This window comes from Novosphingobium sp. BL-S-32 (assembly GCF_056857055.1).
On the sequence record NZ_CM166476.1, the window covers coordinates 2,061,863 to 2,077,187 of the forward strand.

The following is a 15,325-nucleotide window of genomic DNA, read 5'->3' on the forward strand; positions in this document are numbered from 1 at the left end:
GCCGGTCAGTCCTGCCCGAAGACGAGGCGCGTCACGTGCCCCATCTTGCGGCCTGGGCGGGCGGCCTCCTTGCCGTAGAGGTGAAGGTGGTTGGCCGGATCGGCAAGGATCGTCGGCCAGTCATGCGCCTCGTCACCGATCAGGTTGCGCATTTCCACCTTGTTCGCGGCGAGCCCGGTACCGCCCAGCGGCAGTCCGCAGATCGCGCGCACATGGTTCTCGAACTGCGAGGTGACCGCGCCTTCGATTGTCCAGTGCCCGGAATTGTGCACGCGCGGCGCCATCTCGTTGAACACAGGGCCGTTTTCGGTCGCAAAGAATTCGAGCGTGAGCACGCCGACGTAATCGAGCGCTTCGGCCACCTTGGCGGCAAGCGCGCGGGCAGCGGGAAGCTGCTCAAGAATCGCGGGCGATGCCGGAACCGTGCTGAGCGCGAGAATCCCGCTTTCGTGGACGTTCTCGGCCGAATCGAAGTAGCGGATATCGCCATCGGCGCCCCGGCACAGGATCACCGAGAATTCGGCGAAGAAAGTGACGAAGCCTTCGTAGATCAGCGGCTGGGCCGGAAGGTCGAGCCCTTCGGCGTCCGCCGGCGTCATGATCCGCCACTGGCCCTTGCCGTCATAACCGTCGCGCCGGGTCTTGAGGATGCCGGGCGTGCCGATCTGGGCAATCGCAGCCGCCAGATCCTCGGCCGAATCGACCGGGAAGAACGGCGCGGGCGTGCCGCCCAGTTCGGTGACGAAACGCTTCTCGTTCAGCCGGTCCTGCGCGGTTTCGAGCGCACGGGCATGGGCCAGCAGCGGCACGTCGCCCAGCGCCGCCAGCGGCGCGACAGGCACGTTCTCGAACTCGTAAGTCACGACGGCGCAGTCCGCCCCGAACTTCGCCATCGCCTCGGCATCGTCCCATGCGGCGCAAGTGAAGGCTGCGCTCACTTCGGCGGCGATAGAATCGGCCTCCGGCGCGTAGATGTGGCAGCGGTAGCCGAGCTGCGCGGCGGCCATCGCGATCATTCGGCCGAGCTGGCCGCCGCCGAGAATGCCGATGGTTTCGCCGGGGGGTATCATTACGCCGTTACTCGATATGTCAGGAGGGAAAGGGTCAGGACGGGCGGACAGCCACGCTTTCGGTCTGCGCGGCGCGGAAAGCCTTGAGCCGTTCGGCCAGCGCCGCATCGGTGATGGCCAGAATCGCGGCGGCGAGCAGGCCCGCATTGGCCGCGCCCGCTTCGCCGATGGCCAGCGTGCCGACCGGGATACCGGCCGGCATCTGGACGATCGAGAGCAGGCTGTCCTGCCCCGAAAGCGCCTTCGACTGGACCGGCACGCCCAGCACCGGCAGGTGCGTGAGCGCGGCAACCATGCCCGGCAGATGCGCAGCACCGCCGGCCCCGGCGATCACGACCTTGAAGCCTTCGTCGGCCGCACCCTTGGCGAAGTCCACCATGCGCTCAGGCGTACGGTGCGCCGAAACAATGCGCGCGTCATAGGCAATGCCGAGCTTGTCGAGCATCTCGGCGGCCTTGCCCATGGTCGGCCAGTCGGACTGGCTGCCCATGATGATCGCGACCGGCGGAGTGCCCGTTTCCGAAGCGGCCATCTCAGCGCTCCGAGAGATAGTAGCGGTCGAGCACCGTCAGATCGTCAGCCAGTTCGTAAACGATTGGCTGGCCGGTCGGGATCTCCAGACCGGTGATCTCGTCGTCCGAGATGTTCGAGAGGTGCTTCACCAGCGCGCGCAGCGAATTGCCGTGTGCTGAGACGAGCACGTCGGCGCCCGCCTTCAGGTGCGGCACGATCGATCCCTGATAGTAGGGCAGGACGCGCGCGATGGTGTCCTTGAGGCTTTCGGTCTGCGGCACGTCGATCCCGGCGTAGCGCGGATCGGTGGAGAGATCGAACTCGCTGCCCTTCTCCAGCACCGGCGGCGGCGTGTCGAAGCTGCGGCGCCAGATCTTCACCTGATCCTCGCCATGCTTGGCAGCGGTCTCCGCCTTGTTGAGGCCGGTGAGCCCGCCATAGTGACGCTCGTTGAGGCGCCAGTCCTTGGTTTCCGGGATCCACAGCAGGCCGGCAGCTTCCAGCGCGAAGTGCAGCGTGCGGATCGCGCGCGTTTGCAGCGAGGTGAAGGCGACGGTGGGCGCGATGCCCTTTTCCTTGAGCAGCGCACCGGCGGCGCGGGCCTCTTCCTCACCCTTTTCGGTAAGGTCCACGTCCCACCAGCCGGTGAAACGGTTTTCGAGGTTCCATTGGCTCTGGCCGTGGCGGACGAGAATCAGGCGAGGCAAGGCATCACTCCGAGGTCTGGTCGGCGCCCGGGGGAACGCCGGAAGGCAGGCGGACGTTATCTCCGCGCGCAGCCCCTAGCTTTCCGGGGACGATTTGGAAAGCCTGTCCGATTCGCAATCGTCGCCGATCGCGCGGTCGGCGCGCAGGTGAGTCTCGGCATCTTCGCTATCGACAGTCAGGGCCCGCGCCTGCGCCTTGCGGCGATGCAGATTTTCACGAAGCTTTGCCGCAAGCCTTTCCTCGCGGGTTTTCGCCGATTGTGCGTCTTTGGGCCGGCCGTTCATGCCGTTTTCAATGGCCTTGCGAAAAAGAATGCGCAAGCACCGCTTGACAATTGTCCCGCCCCCAGACATTAGCGCGCCCCTGCCCCGGGTCGCCGGCGGCAGGCGCTGAAGCGCTGGCCGAAAGGCCTTCGGATCAGGCGCTGCTGTAGCTCAGTGGTAGAGCGCGTCATTGGTAATGACGAGGTCGGGAGTTCAATCCTCCCCAGCAGCACCATTCCTTCCCTTTTACATTTTTGGAATCGGTGTCCGCCACGCGGTGGGCGATTCGCGCTGCGTCGGCACTTCACCGGGCGCGGCGATGCTTGAGCCTTGCCCATAGTCCGGGGTAAAGACGCCGCGATGGTGAGGGAATCGAATCGGATGGACCGGGCTCCGGCCCCTGCTTCGGCGGCCGGTATGCTGGCGGCGCTGATTCTCGCCGCCGTGCCGGGGATGGCCAAGGCCGATGTGCTCGAAATCGGCAAGGGCGGCACCTATCAATGGGTTGCCGGAGGGCCCGCGCGGGCCGCCATTGATCCCCTGACTCCGAATTCCGATGGCACGGGCACGGCCGAATTCACCGACAGTGCCGCGCCTCCTCCCGAAGTCGAAGCCGCCGCGCTTGCGCCGCAATCGATCACCGATGCGCTCGATGCCGCCGGTCCCACGCGCTGGCGTGCCCGCATCGCCCAGCTCGCCGCCAAGTACGACATCAGCCCGACTCTGCTGGAAGCGGTGGTCTGGCAGGAAAGCCGGTGGAATGAACTTGCCGTCTCGCCCGTAGGCGCGCGCGGCCTTACCCAGCTGATGCCCGGCACGGCCGCACAGATGGGCGTGAATGCGGGCGACCCCATGGCCAACCTCGAAGGCGGCGCGCGCTATTTGCGCATGCAGCTAGACGCCTTTGGCGGCGATATCGAAAAGGCGCTGGCCGCCTACAATGCCGGCCCCGGCCGCGTCGCCAAGGCTGGCGGAGTCCCCAATATTCGCGAAACCCGCGCGTATGTCGCAGCGATCATGGCGCGCCTCACGGATCCGGTGCGCCAATAAACGAGCCGCATCCGGGGACCTGTTGGTCCCGGACACGATTCCTGAAGCGCTTTGACGTCAATCCAGCAGGCGCTTTGCGATTCGGCGCACTTCCTCGCCCATGTCGGCACGGTCGAGCGCGATGGCGAGTGTCGCCTCGACGAAGCCCACTTTCGAACCGCAATCGAAGCGCTGGCCTGCAAAAGTCACCGCGTGGAACGGCTGCTGGCCGATAAGCTTGGCCATCGAATCGGTGAGCTGAATCTCGCCCCCCGCGCCCTTGCCCTGGTTGGCGAGCAGATCCATCACTTCGGGCTGTAGGATATAGCGCCCCGAAACGATCTTGTTCGACGGCGCGTCCTCGACCTTCGGCTTTTCGACCAGGCCCTTCACTTCGGTAAGATTGCCTCGCGATTCGCCCGGCGCGATCACGCCGTAGCTGGAGACTTCCTCGCGCGGCACTTCCAGCACCGAGACGAGGTTGCCGCCCACTTCATTGTAGGCCTCCACCATCTGCGCCATGCAGCCCGGCGAACCATACATCAGCTCGTCCGGCAGGAAGATCGCGAAAGGTTCGTCGCCCGTCACGGCACGCGCGCACCACACCGCATGGCCGAGCCCGAGCGGCACCTGCTGGCGCACGGTCACGAGATTGCCCGGCTGGATACGGGTGGGATCAAGCGCGTCGAGCGACTTGCCCCGCGCGCTCATCGTCGCTTCCAGTTCGTAGGCCGTGTCGAAATGCTCGACGATCGCGGTCTTGCCGCGGCCAGTGACGAAGATGAATTCCTCGATCCCCGCCTCCCGCGCTTCGTCCACCGCGTACTGGATCAGCGGCCGGTCGACGACCGGCAGAAGTTCCTTGGGGATGGCTTTGGTTGCGGGGAGAAATCGAGTGCCCAGGCCGGCAACGGGAAAGACGGCCTTGCGAACGGGCTTTTTGAACTGTTCTGCCGACATAGCCGAAAGTCTGGCTCCTTGATGTTTCGATGCGATTAAAGACACTTCGCAGACGCAGCGCAACTGTCCATCGCCGATCTGCTCCGGAACTGCCGAGGTGTGCTTGCTGCGGGCCCAAATCCCGCTAAAGGACGGGAAATGGACAAGATCATCATCGAAGGCGGCAAGCGCCTTTCCGGCACGATTCCTGTTTCGGGCGCGAAGAACGCGGCGCTGACCCTGCTGCCCTGCGCCCTGCTGACCGAAGAACCGCTGACGCTGCGCAATCTGCCGCGTCTGGCGGACATCGACGGGTTCCAGCACCTGATGAACCAATTCGGCATCTCGACGATGATCGCCGGCAACCGCCCGGAAGATTTCGGCCGCGTGATGACGCTTCAGGCGACGCGCATCACCAGCTCGGTCGCGCCTTACGACCTCGTGCGCAAGATGCGCGCCTCGATCCTCGTGCTCGGCCCGATGCTGGCGCGCATGGGTGAGGCCACCGTCTCGCTGCCCGGCGGCTGCGCCATCGGCAATCGCCCGATCGACCTGCACCTGAAAGCGCTCGAAGCGCTTGGCGCCCAGATCGAGATGGCGGCGGGCTACGTCCGCGCCGTTGCACCCGATGGTGGCTTGCCCGGCGGGCGCTATTCCTTCCCGGTGGTCTCGGTCGGCGCGACCGAGAACGCGCTGATGGCCGCCGTGCTCTGCACCGGCACCTCGACGCTCCATAATGCCGCGCGCGAGCCGGAAATCGTCGACTTGTGCAACCTGCTCGTCGCGATGGGCGCGCAGATCGAGGGCATCGGCACTTCCGACCTCACCATCCACGGCGTGAAGCGCCTCCACGGCGCGACCTACATGGTCATGCCCGATCGTATCGAAGCGGGCTCCTATGCCTGCGCGGCCGCGATCACCGGCGGTGAAGTCACGCTCAAGGGCGCCAAGATCGAGGACATGGAAGCGACCGTGCAGGCCCTGCGCGACGCCGGCGTCCATGTCGAGCAGACTGCAGGAGGCCTCCACGTCGCCGCCGATGGTCCGTTGAAGCCCGTCACCCTCTCGACCGCGCCCTACCCCGGTTTCGCCACCGACATGCAGGCCCAGCTCATGGCCCTGCTTTGCCGCGCCGAGGGCTCCAGCGTGCTGACCGAAACGATCTTCGAGAACCGCTACATGCACGTTCCCGAACTCAATCGCATGAGCGCACATATCGAGACCAAGGGCCGCACCGCGATCGTCCACGGCGTGCCGAAGCTGACGGGTGCCGAAGTCATGGCGACCGACTTGCGCGCTTCGATGAGCCTGGTGATCGCCGGCCTCGCGGCCGAGGGCGAGACGCAAGTCCACCGGCTCTATCACCTCGATCGCGGTTATGAGCGGCTTGAGGAAAAGCTCGCTCTGGTCGGCGCGCAGATCGAACGGATCGGCGGCGACTGAGGCAACCGCGCCCAGCGTCCTGCGTTGCTTCACGTGGAACACCCCCGGAATGGCAATTCCATGCAGACACCGGGGGCCTGGTGGGGCCACGTCCCCCAAAGAGGAGCAGGACCGATGGGACTGATCAAGTTGGCCGTCGCCGGTGCCGCCGGCTACGCGCTCTATAAGTACGCAACCCGGGACCAGGAAGAACCGCTGGCGGCCACCGCCGGCAACGGAACCGCGTGCCCGCCGGTACGCGATGCGGGCCCCGAAAACATGACAACCAAGCCGAAGAAGTGGTCGAAGACCGACGAGGCGATCGACGAGAGCTTCCCCGCCAGCGATCCGCCTTCCACCTATTAAAACCCTCCACATGCAAAAAGGGCGGCAACTTCGCAGTTGCCGCCCTTTTTGCATGTTCATTCCAGCAGACGGCGCGCGGCACGGTCCAGCAACGTCTCATCGTCGCTGACTTCGCCCAGGAGTACCACCTCGCCACGTTCGTCGCGGCGGGCAATGAGAATGGTGAATTCGCTGTCCTTGCCCACTTCGCTCAGCGCCTTGGGCGATAGCGCGCGCAGGCCGCGCACCATGCGATCATGGCGCGTCTCGCCCTGTGCGGCACGGTCGCTCTCCTCGCGGCGCAGGCGGCGTTCGTCGCGGACGACGGCCTTGATGCCGCCCGGTTGCGCGGCCAGGAACGGCGTCAGATCGCCCCGTCCGAGCCCCAACCGCTGGGCATGGGCAATGACTCCGGCGAATTCGGTCAGGCGGGTCTTGTCATAGTCGGCGCCGAACACGAGCTTCATGAGCGGCACCAGCGGCGCACGGTCCTGCACCTTGAGGCCCGCATCTTCCAGCAATTCGGCAAGTTCATCGGGCGCGTCAGAGGCCGCCAGCACGAAGTCGTAGGCGCGGCCGATCGCCGCATAGAGCGCCTGACGAGAGCGATCCTCGGCCCCCACCGCCGCCTGCGCCAGTTCGCGCGCGGAGGCCAGCCAATCGGCCAGTTCCATGTCGGCGGTGAGTTCGAGGATATCCAGTTCGCCGGTTTCATCGAGCATGCCCGGTTCGCCGAGCATAAACGTGTCATCGAGCACGAACTCGCCATCGCCCGAGCCGCCGAAAGCCTCACCCTCGCCGAAAGCCACATCGGGCAGGGCCCCGCCCGCACCCGCGATTTCGGCCGGGCCATCGGCCCAGCCGCCGAGCGGCAGCGGCTCGCGCGGGAGCGGCGAACGTGCGACGAGCATATCGTCCACCTGCCGCATCAGCGCGTCGGTGCTCGCCTGATCGGCGATCTCCTTCCAGTTGATGACGCCGTAGATCCACTCGATCCGCGAAGGATCCCGCGCGAAAGGCAGCAGGATGCCGCGATAGAGCACTGTCGCCCCGCGCAGATTGACGAATTCCGCCTCGAATCCGATCGGCGCCTCGTTGGCGAGAATCTGCATGTAATGGTCGGTAATGCGCGAGAGCAGCGAGCGACTGGGCACTTGCCCCAGACTGCCGATTTCGCCCTGCGCGCCGCATTCCTCGGCCAGTGCGGCGCCGAGCCATGCGATCCGGGGATCGTCGATACCGCCGGAAAAGTCGAGCAGGACGCCGTGAGGGCCGAAATCGGGGTGTTCGTCCGGCCTCAGGTCGGCAATGTCGGGGAACTGGCGGTCCCCCAGCAGGCTGGCCCAGAAGTTATAGGCGCGCACCTGCATGCGCCGTTCGTCGCCCATGGCGAAAGACGAGCGGGTCTCATGCCCGCCGATGCTGTCGTCCGAATCATAGCCACTATCCGGCCCATCCCGGGTGGTGAACTCGCCGCGCAACGTATCCATCGTCGGAAAACCCCATTTCAGTGGTTCCGATTGTGATCCATCGTGGTGAATCATTCTTTAAAGCGCGGCAGGAAATGCCGCGTAGCAATGCCCTGTCTCGCGAACCCCGTCAGCGCGGTCGCAGCACGCCCTCGCCCGGGCGCGGCATCGGCGCTATGAATCGCAGCACGATGAAGGACACGAACAGCAGCACCGCCCCGCCGTGGAGTGCGAACGGCAGTCCCTTCCAGTCCGCCAGCGTGCCCCATGTTCCGGCCCCCATCGCCATGCCGCCGAACGTCACCGCCTGATAGATCGACAGGCAGCGGCCCAGCACCTCATCGGGCGAGCGCATCTGCACGGCGGTGTTGATCGTGGTGAGAATCAGCACCCAGCTCACCCCGGCCAGAAAAGCGCTGGGCATGACCGCCACCAGCGTATGCCCCGCCGCGGCAATCAGCAGCGCCACGATATAGAGCGACGCCCCCAGTGCGAGAATGCCCTCCAGCCCCAGCCTACGGCGAATCGGGCCGATCGACGGCGCCGCCAGTATCGAGCCGATGCCGAACAGGCCGAGCATGATTCCATAATCGACCTCGCTGCCGTGGATCGACGTGTTCACCACCCCCGGAAGCAGCGACTGGAAAGTTGCAAGGCAAAAGCCCAGCCCGAAGCCGCGAATCAGGATCCGTCGCAGCGGCACGGACCGCGCGCAAAAGGCAATCCCAGCACCGACGGCGGGCAGGATCGGGCGGGCATTGATGGTCCGCGCCTCGGGCCGCCACCAGAGCAGCACAACGATCAGACCGATATAGCTCACCGCATTGATCGCGAATGCGAAAGCCGGATTCCAGATCGAGATCAGTAGCCCGCCCAGTGCCGGGCCAACCGAGCGCGCGATGTTGAACGAGATCGAATTGAGCGCGATCGCCTGCGGCAATTGCTCGGGATCGACCTGTTGCCGCACCGAGGCCTGCCACGCGGGCGAATTGAGCGCTGTGCCCGTCCCCACGCCGAACGTGAAGCTCAGCAGCAGGTATGGCGTCATCCACCCGGCATAAGTCAGCACCGCCAGCAGCGCCGAGACCACCAGCATGCCCACTTGCGAGATGAGCATGACCATGCGGCGGTCGTAATTGTCGGCGATAGCCCCGGCGAAGACGCCCAGAAACATGATGGGCACAGTTGCCGAGGCCTGCACCAGCGCAACCAGTTTGTGCGACGTGGTCAGCTCGGTCATCAGCCAGGCCGCTCCCACGCTCTGGAGGGTCGAGCCGAGGTTCGAGAACAAGTTGGCGATCCAGATCGCGCGGAACACCGGATAGCGGAACGGCGAGAATGTGCCGTGCGCGGGGCGCGGGACCAGCCCCGAGGTCGCCGCGTCGACGACGTCCTCGATCAGTTCCTCGACGATATCGTGCTGCTTGGTCACCCTACCGCGTTAAGCCGCAAGCGCCTGATCGGCAACCGCCCGGCCTGCTTTCACGGCGTGGCGATGCCGCGATCGGTGCCGCAGAGGTGATCCCAGAAGCGGAAATAGAGTCCATAGTTGCAGCGATAATGCTCGTGATGGCGATGATGGTGGCTCGCCGTGATCAGCCAGTGCCCCAGCCGCGAGGTAACCAGCCGGCGCGGGAACATTTCCCAGCCCATGTGATTGGCGATTCCCATCACCGTCATGATTGTCAGCACCAGCCCCAGCATGCCGACGTGAATCGGCACCACGAAGACCAGTGCCGGGATGACTACCGCGCCGGTCACCGCTTCCAGCGGATGGAAACTCATCGCCGCCCATGCCGTCGGCGGGCGGCTTGCGTGGTGGACCGCATGCATCATCCGAAACACGCGCGGTCGGTGCATCCAGCGGTGAGTCCAGTAAAACCAGGTGTCATGGAGGAAGAGGTAGACGAGCAGTGAAAGCGGCATCCACCAGAGCGGAAAGGCGCGCGGATCGGTGTAGATCCGGGTCCATCCGTGTGCCTGCCAGCCCCAGGCGACCACGCCCGCCGGGATTCCGTAGATCGCGCTCGACAGCAGCGACCAGCGGATCTCGGCGCAAACCTGCCCCTGCATGCCCGAGTAGAGTCCGGGCCGCACCCGCGCGGTGATCCACGCGAAGAGTCCCGAAGTGCCGAGATAGCGCAGGCCGACGATCGCCGTCATGCTGACGGCAGACATGCAAAGCGCCCAAAGGCCGGGACCGGAAATCGAAGGCATTGGGGGCTTATGCGCTGTCAGATCGATCGTGGCCAGCACGCAACCGAAGCTCCTCCCCTACAAGGGGAGGTGGCAGCGCGAAGCGCTGACGGAGGGGTGTCACCGCTGGAGAGGAACCCCTCAGCCGGACCGATGGTATGGATGCCCCGCCAGAATGGCGGTCGCCCGCCACAACTGCTCGGCCAGCATCGCGCGGGCCAGCAGATGGGGCCAGGTCATCCGGCCGAAGCAGAGAAGATGGTCGGCCCGGGCGCGGGCCTCGTCGCCGTGGCCGTCCGCCGCGCCGATCAGGAAGCGGCACTCGCGCACGCCCTCATCGCGCCAGCGACCCAGAAGTTCGGCGAATTCCTCGGAACTCATCACCTTGCCGCGTTCGTCCAGCAGGACTTCGCGGAAAGGCGTAAGCGAGGGCGGCGGCACTTTGCCGCCGGTATCGGGCAGTTCGGTGTGCCTGAAAGGCCATGTGAGACGCTTGGCATAGCGGTCAAGCAGCTCGGCCTCGGGCGAGCGGGCGATCTTGCCGCGGGCGATGATGTGGAGAAGCATTCCTCCAGCATCGTCCCCCGGTGCGGAGCGCGCAAGCCCCGGTGGCGCATGGAGATGCGCCATCTTGCCGTTTCAGGGCCCGGCCACGCGTCGCGGCCGGGCTATCCCATCAGGCCCTGTCTAAACCTCAGGCGGCGCCGGAAGGACCGTCAAAGCCCCACATGCGTTCAAGGTTATAGAAGCTGCGCACTTCCGGGCGGAACAGGTGAATGACAACGCTGCCGGCGTCGACCAGCACCCAGTCCGCTGCAGGCAGACCTTCGATGCGGGCATGACCGAAGCCGCCCTGTTTGAGTCGTTCGCCGAGTTTCTGTGCCATCGCCGCCACCTGGCGGGTCGAACGGCCCGAAGCGATCACCATAAAATCGGCGATGCTCGACTTGCCTTCGAGGTCGATGGTGACAAGGTCCTGCGCCTGATCGTCGTCAAGGCTTTGCAGGACGAGGGCCAATTGCGGGTCGTCGGACTCGACAATGGCCGGGGGCTTGGCGCCGGTTTCGGCCGGCTGTATCTGTGCCTGTGGCATCTAGTGGGGTACTGCTCCTTTCTCACGACCGTCAGGGCAGGATCCGGGGATCCTGCCACCTTCGATCTCACTTTCGATATGCGGACGTGCGAAAGAAAGGCAAAATGCCCCACTCACGCTGCATGTCCGGGGATACGGTGGTGCGTGACACCATCCCGAAGGAAGCCGGCGCGCGAAAGTCTTTCCATGGACTTTCGGTCCCACTCCGGATCGGCCTGGCGGATCGCCGTGGCCGACCGCTCATCGGGGTCGAATCGCAATGTCACCAGCGCGGGTGCGCTCCACCTTTCCGGACTGCGAAGACTGTGCTGGGGCCTCCGGAATCTCCCCAACCAGGCCATCGCGGGGCTCGCGAAGGCAGCGCCATCATACCCCGGACGGGCAATTACCGCAATCGGCATGAGTCTCGCGATGGCGCGCCAGTCTTTCCACTGGTGGAACTGGGCCAGATTATCGGCCCCCATCAACCACACAAAGCGCCGCCGGGGGTAGCGCCGCAGCAGTGCGCGCAGGCTGTCGACCGTGTAGCGGGTGCCCAGTTCGCGCTCGATCACGGTCGCCCGGATTTGTGCACGCCGCGCCTGCTTCGCGGCCGAGTCCAAGCGGGCGGCAAGCGGTGCCATGCCGGCCTTGGGCTTGAGCGGGTTACCGGGCGAAACCAGCCACCAGACCTCGTCGAGCCCCAGCGCTTCGGCTGCGAAAAGGCTGATCCGCCGGTGCCCGCCATGCGCCGGATTGAAGCTGCCGCCCAGCAGCCCGGTAACGGGGCCGACGCGCCGATGGGACACCTCGGTCGAGAAAATGCCGCTCAGGGTCGGGCCTGCCCGGTGCCGCGCACGATCCACTTGTATGTCGTCAGCCCTTCAAGCGCGACCGGTCCGCGCGCATGAAGACGGCCCGTGGCAATGCCGATCTCGGCGCCGAGCCCAAATTCGCCGCCATCGGCAAACTGGCTCGATGCGTTGACCATGACGATGGCGCTGTCCACTTCCGCCAGGAAGCGCTCCGCCGTCGCCGCATCCTCGGTGACGATCACATCGGTGTGATGCGACGAATGCGCCGCAATATGATCGAGTGCGGCATCGAGGCCGTCCACCACTGCGACCGAAAGGACCGCATCGAGGTACTCGGTATCCCAATCCTCGTCGCTCGCGGGGAGAATGCGCGGATCGAGTGCCTGCGCACGGGCATCGCCGCGCAGTTCGCAGCCTGCGTCGAGCAGCTTGCGAACTACCGCACCCGAAGCGGAGAACTGCGTATCGAGCAGCAGCGTCTCCATCGCCCCGCAAATGCCGGTGCGACGCATCTTGGCATTGAGCGCAAGACCCACCGCCATCTCCGGATCGGCGGCGGCGTGGATATAGGTGTGGCAGATGCCGTCGAGGTGCGCGAGCACCGGCACCCGCGCATCGGCCTGAACGCGCGCGACAAGGCTCTTGCCGCCGCGGGGCACGATCATGTCGATCAGCCCGGCCGCCGTCAGCATGGCGCCGACTGCCGCACGGTCCTGCGTGGGCATGAGCTGAATCGCCGCCTCGGGCATGCCCGCAGCGACAAGGCCTGACGTCATGGCGTCAAGGATCGCCCGGTTCGAATGAAGCGCTTCGGTGCCGCCGCGCAGCAGCGCCGCATTGCCCGAACGCAAGCAGAGCGCGGCGGCATCGGCGGTGACGTTGGGACGGCTTTCGTAAATGATGCCGATCAGCCCGATCGGAATGCGCACGCGCGAAAGCTGGAGGCCGTTGGGTCGCTCGCCGGTGGAAATCACTTCGCCGACCGGATCGGCGAGCCCCGCCACTTGCTCCACGGCATCGGCGATACCGGCGAGCCTTGCGGAATCGAGGCGCAGACGGTCGAGCATCGCGCCGGTCAGGCCCTTGGCCTCCCCGGCCGCCACATCGATCGCATTGGCGGCAAGAATCGCTGGCGCGGCGCGGCGTAGCGCGGCAGCGGCGGCGCGCAGGGCGTCTGCCTTCTGCGCATCGCTCATCTTCGCAAGGTCGCGCTGGGCGGCGCGGCCTGCGTGGGCCAACCGGGCGACAAGCGCCTCGGGAGCCTCGACAACCTCTTGGGCGGCAAGCGTGGTCTGCTCGGTCATGGAGGCGGCGTAGCACCGTTGCGCGAACCTGTCACCGATGCGGCCGACCGATGCATGTCATGCAATCGTCGCCTGTCAGTCATCCACAGGGAAATTTTGCGAATCTCTGGTACTTTTGCGCGAATTCAACAGGATAGAGCCGCGAATCGAGGTTAATTCTGGAAAACGGTTTGCCGCAAATGCGCAACCGTTCCCTCAATTCATCGCAACCGCGGTCCGTCTCATCCCGTTTTTGCAACCATTCGGGGCGAGTCGATTCGCCTTTGCCCCCCTCCCCTGCTAGCCCGCCGCCCGGGGTCAAGAACAAGCTTTCCAAGCGGGGTCGTTTTGAAGTTCATCTCTGCCGAGACGCTCAAATCGCGTCTCCAGGCGGCTTTTCCCGAACGCGAATTCATCATGCGCTCGCAGGGACAGGTCCGCTTCATCCGCATTTCGTCGCGAATGCAGAAAGTGGCCGCTGGCGCCTGCGCCATGCTGCTGGGCGCTTGGTGCGTGTCGATGGGCGCGGTCGCCGTCTCGCAGTTCAGCTCGACCAGCGAGCATGCCATGCTGCGCATGCGCGAAGCCAATGTCGCCACTGCCGAGAGCCGCGTACAGCAGTATCGCAATAATCTCGACGGCACCGTGGCCGATCTTGCGCGCCGCCAGAAGTTCATCGAGACCATGGTCGAAGCGCACATCGGCGATCTGCCGGAAGACGCCAAGCCCGGTGAAACCGGGGCCGACAGCAGCGCCGAAGCCGCCAAAACCGTCAAGAAAGTCAGCGTCGCGGTGCCCGAGGCCGGCAAGCTCGCCGGGGTGGAAGCCGAACAGCTCGCCTTCGTTGAACGCCTGACCCGCTATGCCGACCGCCGTGCCGCCTCTACCGCCGACACGATCCGCAAGCTCGGACTCAATCCCAACTCTATCGCTGCCGGCAATCGCGGCGGCGAGGGTGGTCCGCTCGAAAAGCTCTCCACGGCGGCCGATGGTTCGATCGACCCGCGCTTCCAGCGTCTTGGCCAGAGCCTTGCCCGCATGGACGCGCTGGAAAACGGCCTCGCCTCGATCCCGCAGGTGAGCCCCGCGCACGTCGCCTACGTTTCCTCCAGCTTCGGCTACCGCGCAGACCCCTTCACCGGCGGCGCTGCGTTCCACGCCGGACTCGACTTCCCCGGCCCGATGGGCTCGCCGATCTACGCCGCCGCCAAAGGCCGCGTGACTTTCGTCGGCCAGCGCCAGGGTTACGGCAACTGTGTAGAGATCAGCCACGGCAATGGTTTGATGACTCGTTACGGCCATCTTTCGGGCTTTAGCGTCCATCCCGGCCAACTCGTCGACGGCGGTACCCGCATCGCCGCAATGGGCTCGACCGGCCGCTCCACGGGCCCCCACCTCCACTTCGAGGTGCGAATCAACAACCGGCCCGTCAATCCGCGCACCTTCCTAGAGGCCGCCCGAAATGTTCAGCAAGAAGCCCGATAACGCTATGGCCAAGACCTTTTCCAGCACAACTGCCCGCACCGGCTCCACGAGCTTTTCGGTGCTCGGCACCGATACTGCCATTACCGGCAACATCGTGGCTTCTGTCGATCTCCATATCGACGGCCGCGTAACCGGTGACATTTCCTGCAAATCGCTCGTCCAGGGCGATGCCAGCGAGATCGCGGGTGCGATCAGCGCCGAGACCGTGCGCATTGCCGGTTTCGTGCGGGGCAGCATCTCCGCACGCGAAGTCGTGATCCTGCGCACCGCGCGCATCGAGGGCGACGTTTCCTACGACGCGCTCACTATCGAACAGGGCGCCCGCCTCGAAGGCCGGCTCAACCCGAACGGCGGGCAGATTCCGCCTGCCATCGCCCAGCTCACCGATGAAAGCGAGCTGGTTCCGGCGGAGTGATATTCGGCGTTTGAGGGGGGGGCATGGGTACAGACCCGTTTATTGCCCTTCCTCTGCGAAAAGCCCCGTCGTTCCCCCGAGCGTTCGTTCATCACCGCGCGCGTGATGAAGCAACTCAGACGTCGCCCCCGCGAAGGCGGGGGCCGCGCTGCCTTTTCGCTACCTCGTAAGAAAAGCGGGGTCCCCGCCTTCGCGGGGACGACGACGTTTGATTTTTGATTTTGCAATCTGGCGTAGGCCTACGCCCGGCATATCCCTCCACCTCCCGCACAAACAAAAAGCCCCGTGACGAACGCATCGT

17 protein-coding genes and 1 tRNA gene are annotated in these 15,325 nt (G+C 65.4%); 6 read left to right on the forward strand and 12 right to left on the reverse strand.

Annotation, left to right across the window (positions count from 1 at the left end; genetic code table 11):
* Positions 1-5: 5 nt before the first annotated feature.
* The 4 genes from AC1VVK_RS09495 to AC1VVK_RS09510 form a co-directional block, all read right to left on the reverse strand.
* Positions 6-1,070, reverse strand: coding sequence for a 5-(carboxyamino)imidazole ribonucleotide synthase (locus tag AC1VVK_RS09495; protein WP_482902789.1), 1,065 nt, complete (start codon positions 1,068-1,070; stop codon positions 6-8).
* Between the two features lie 34 nt (positions 1,071-1,104).
* Positions 1,105-1,602, reverse strand: coding sequence for a 5-(carboxyamino)imidazole ribonucleotide mutase (gene purE / locus AC1VVK_RS09500; RefSeq protein ID WP_132387544.1), 498 nt, complete (start codon positions 1,600-1,602; stop codon positions 1,105-1,107).
* Position 1,603: 1 nt separating this feature from the next.
* Entirely contained in the window at positions 1,604-2,290 is a 687-nt protein-coding gene (gene gpmA, locus AC1VVK_RS09505) for a 2,3-diphosphoglycerate-dependent phosphoglycerate mutase (RefSeq protein ID WP_482902790.1), read from the reverse strand.
* Between the two features lie 75 nt (positions 2,291-2,365).
* On the reverse strand, positions 2,366-2,611 hold the full coding sequence (locus AC1VVK_RS09510; protein ID WP_482902791.1) for a hypothetical protein: 246 nt from the start codon (positions 2,609-2,611) through the stop codon (positions 2,366-2,368).
* A gap of 103 nt (positions 2,612-2,714) precedes the next feature.
* On the opposite strand from AC1VVK_RS09510, the gene AC1VVK_RS09515 reads away from it, so the two are divergent.
* Positions 2,715-2,789 (forward strand) — tRNA-Thr (locus AC1VVK_RS09515).
* Between the two features lie 146 nt (positions 2,790-2,935).
* Positions 2,936-3,604, forward strand: a complete 669-nt coding sequence (locus AC1VVK_RS09520; protein ID WP_482902792.1) for a lytic transglycosylase domain-containing protein — start codon at positions 2,936-2,938, stop codon at positions 3,602-3,604.
* Positions 3,605-3,661: 57 nt separating this feature from the next.
* Here AC1VVK_RS09520 and AC1VVK_RS09525 read toward each other — a convergent pair whose 3' ends face one another.
* Entirely contained in the window at positions 3,662-4,543 is an 882-nt protein-coding gene (locus AC1VVK_RS09525) for a UTP--glucose-1-phosphate uridylyltransferase (protein WP_132387550.1), read from the reverse strand.
* Between the two features lie 138 nt (positions 4,544-4,681).
* On the opposite strand from AC1VVK_RS09525, the gene murA reads away from it, so the two are divergent.
* Together murA and AC1VVK_RS09535 are read left to right on the forward strand one after the other, a co-directional pair.
* On the forward strand, positions 4,682-5,965 hold the full coding sequence (gene murA / locus AC1VVK_RS09530; protein ID WP_482902793.1) for a UDP-N-acetylglucosamine 1-carboxyvinyltransferase: 1,284 nt from the start codon (positions 4,682-4,684) through the stop codon (positions 5,963-5,965).
* Between the two features lie 114 nt (positions 5,966-6,079).
* Positions 6,080-6,310 (forward strand): hypothetical protein, encoded by a 231-nt coding sequence (locus AC1VVK_RS09535; RefSeq protein WP_132387554.1) that lies wholly within the window; start codon positions 6,080-6,082, stop codon positions 6,308-6,310.
* A gap of 56 nt (positions 6,311-6,366) precedes the next feature.
* On the opposite strand, the gene AC1VVK_RS09540 is transcribed toward AC1VVK_RS09535, so the two are convergent.
* From AC1VVK_RS09540 to AC1VVK_RS09570, 7 genes are all read right to left on the reverse strand, one after another.
* Entirely contained in the window at positions 6,367-7,779 is a 1,413-nt protein-coding gene (locus AC1VVK_RS09540; protein WP_482902794.1) for a PAS domain-containing protein, read from the reverse strand.
* A gap of 109 nt (positions 7,780-7,888) precedes the next feature.
* On the reverse strand, positions 7,889-9,190 hold the full coding sequence (locus AC1VVK_RS09545) for an MFS transporter (RefSeq protein ID WP_482902795.1): 1,302 nt from the start codon (positions 9,188-9,190) through the stop codon (positions 7,889-7,891).
* A gap of 50 nt (positions 9,191-9,240) precedes the next feature.
* Complete coding sequence (locus tag AC1VVK_RS09550) at positions 9,241-9,936, reverse strand: sterol desaturase family protein (protein WP_482902796.1); 696 nt, start codon at positions 9,934-9,936, stop codon at positions 9,241-9,243.
* Between the two features lie 159 nt (positions 9,937-10,095).
* Positions 10,096-10,521: a 23S rRNA (pseudouridine(1915)-N(3))-methyltransferase RlmH gene (locus AC1VVK_RS09555; RefSeq protein WP_132387560.1), complete on the reverse strand. Its 426-nt coding sequence runs from the start codon at positions 10,519-10,521 to the stop codon at positions 10,096-10,098.
* A 127-nt stretch (positions 10,522-10,648) separates the two neighbouring features.
* Positions 10,649-11,047 (reverse strand): ribosome silencing factor, encoded by a 399-nt coding sequence (gene rsfS, locus AC1VVK_RS09560; RefSeq protein ID WP_207904688.1) that lies wholly within the window; start codon positions 11,045-11,047, stop codon positions 10,649-10,651.
* Between the two features lie 113 nt (positions 11,048-11,160).
* Positions 11,161-11,859 (reverse strand): nicotinate-nucleotide adenylyltransferase, encoded by a 699-nt coding sequence (locus AC1VVK_RS09565; protein ID WP_482905146.1) that lies wholly within the window; start codon positions 11,857-11,859, stop codon positions 11,161-11,163.
* Positions 11,856-13,145 (reverse strand): glutamate-5-semialdehyde dehydrogenase, encoded by a 1,290-nt coding sequence (locus AC1VVK_RS09570; protein ID WP_482902797.1) that lies wholly within the window; start codon positions 13,143-13,145, stop codon positions 11,856-11,858. The genes AC1VVK_RS09565 and AC1VVK_RS09570 overlap by 4 nt, the downstream gene beginning before the upstream one ends.
* Positions 13,146-13,472: 327 nt before the next feature.
* On the opposite strand from AC1VVK_RS09570, the gene AC1VVK_RS09575 reads away from it, so the two are divergent.
* Positions 13,473-14,609: a M23 family metallopeptidase gene (locus tag AC1VVK_RS09575; RefSeq protein WP_482902798.1), complete on the forward strand. Its 1,137-nt coding sequence runs from the start codon at positions 13,473-13,475 to the stop codon at positions 14,607-14,609.
* Positions 14,610-14,613: 4 nt separating this feature from the next.
* A complete protein-coding gene (locus AC1VVK_RS09580) occupies positions 14,614-15,024 on the forward strand; it encodes a bactofilin family protein (protein WP_132388525.1) in 411 nt (136 codons plus the stop codon).
* The last annotated feature ends 301 nt before the right edge of the window (positions 15,025-15,325 follow it).

Coding starts and splice junctions, on each gene's coding strand:
- AC1VVK_RS09495 (WP_482902789.1), bottom strand. CDS start 1,070: ATGATACCCCCCGGCGAAACCATCGGCATTCTCGGCGGCGGCCAGCTC.
- purE (WP_132387544.1), bottom strand. CDS start 1,602: ATGGCCGCTTCGGAAACGGGCACTCCGCCGGTCGCGATCATCATGGGC.
- AC1VVK_RS09520 (WP_482902792.1), top strand. CDS start 2,936: ATGGACCGGGCTCCGGCCCCTGCTTCGGCGGCCGGTATGCTGGCGGCG.
- AC1VVK_RS09525 (WP_132387550.1), bottom strand. CDS start 4,543: ATGTCGGCAGAACAGTTCAAAAAGCCCGTTCGCAAGGCCGTCTTTCCC.
- murA (WP_482902793.1), top strand. CDS start 4,682: ATGGACAAGATCATCATCGAAGGCGGCAAGCGCCTTTCCGGCACGATT.
- AC1VVK_RS09535 (WP_132387554.1), top strand. CDS start 6,080: ATGGGACTGATCAAGTTGGCCGTCGCCGGTGCCGCCGGCTACGCGCTC.
- AC1VVK_RS09540 (WP_482902794.1), bottom strand. CDS start 7,779: ATGGATACGTTGCGCGGCGAGTTCACCACCCGGGATGGGCCGGATAGT.
- AC1VVK_RS09550 (WP_482902796.1), bottom strand. CDS start 9,936: ATGTCTGCCGTCAGCATGACGGCGATCGTCGGCCTGCGCTATCTCGGC.
- AC1VVK_RS09555 (WP_132387560.1), bottom strand. CDS start 10,521: ATGCTTCTCCACATCATCGCCCGCGGCAAGATCGCCCGCTCGCCCGAG.
- rsfS (WP_207904688.1), bottom strand. CDS start 11,047: ATGCCACAGGCACAGATACAGCCGGCCGAAACCGGCGCCAAGCCCCCG.
- AC1VVK_RS09570 (WP_482902797.1), bottom strand. CDS start 13,145: ATGACCGAGCAGACCACGCTTGCCGCCCAAGAGGTTGTCGAGGCTCCC.
- AC1VVK_RS09580 (WP_132388525.1), top strand. CDS start 14,614: ATGGCCAAGACCTTTTCCAGCACAACTGCCCGCACCGGCTCCACGAGC.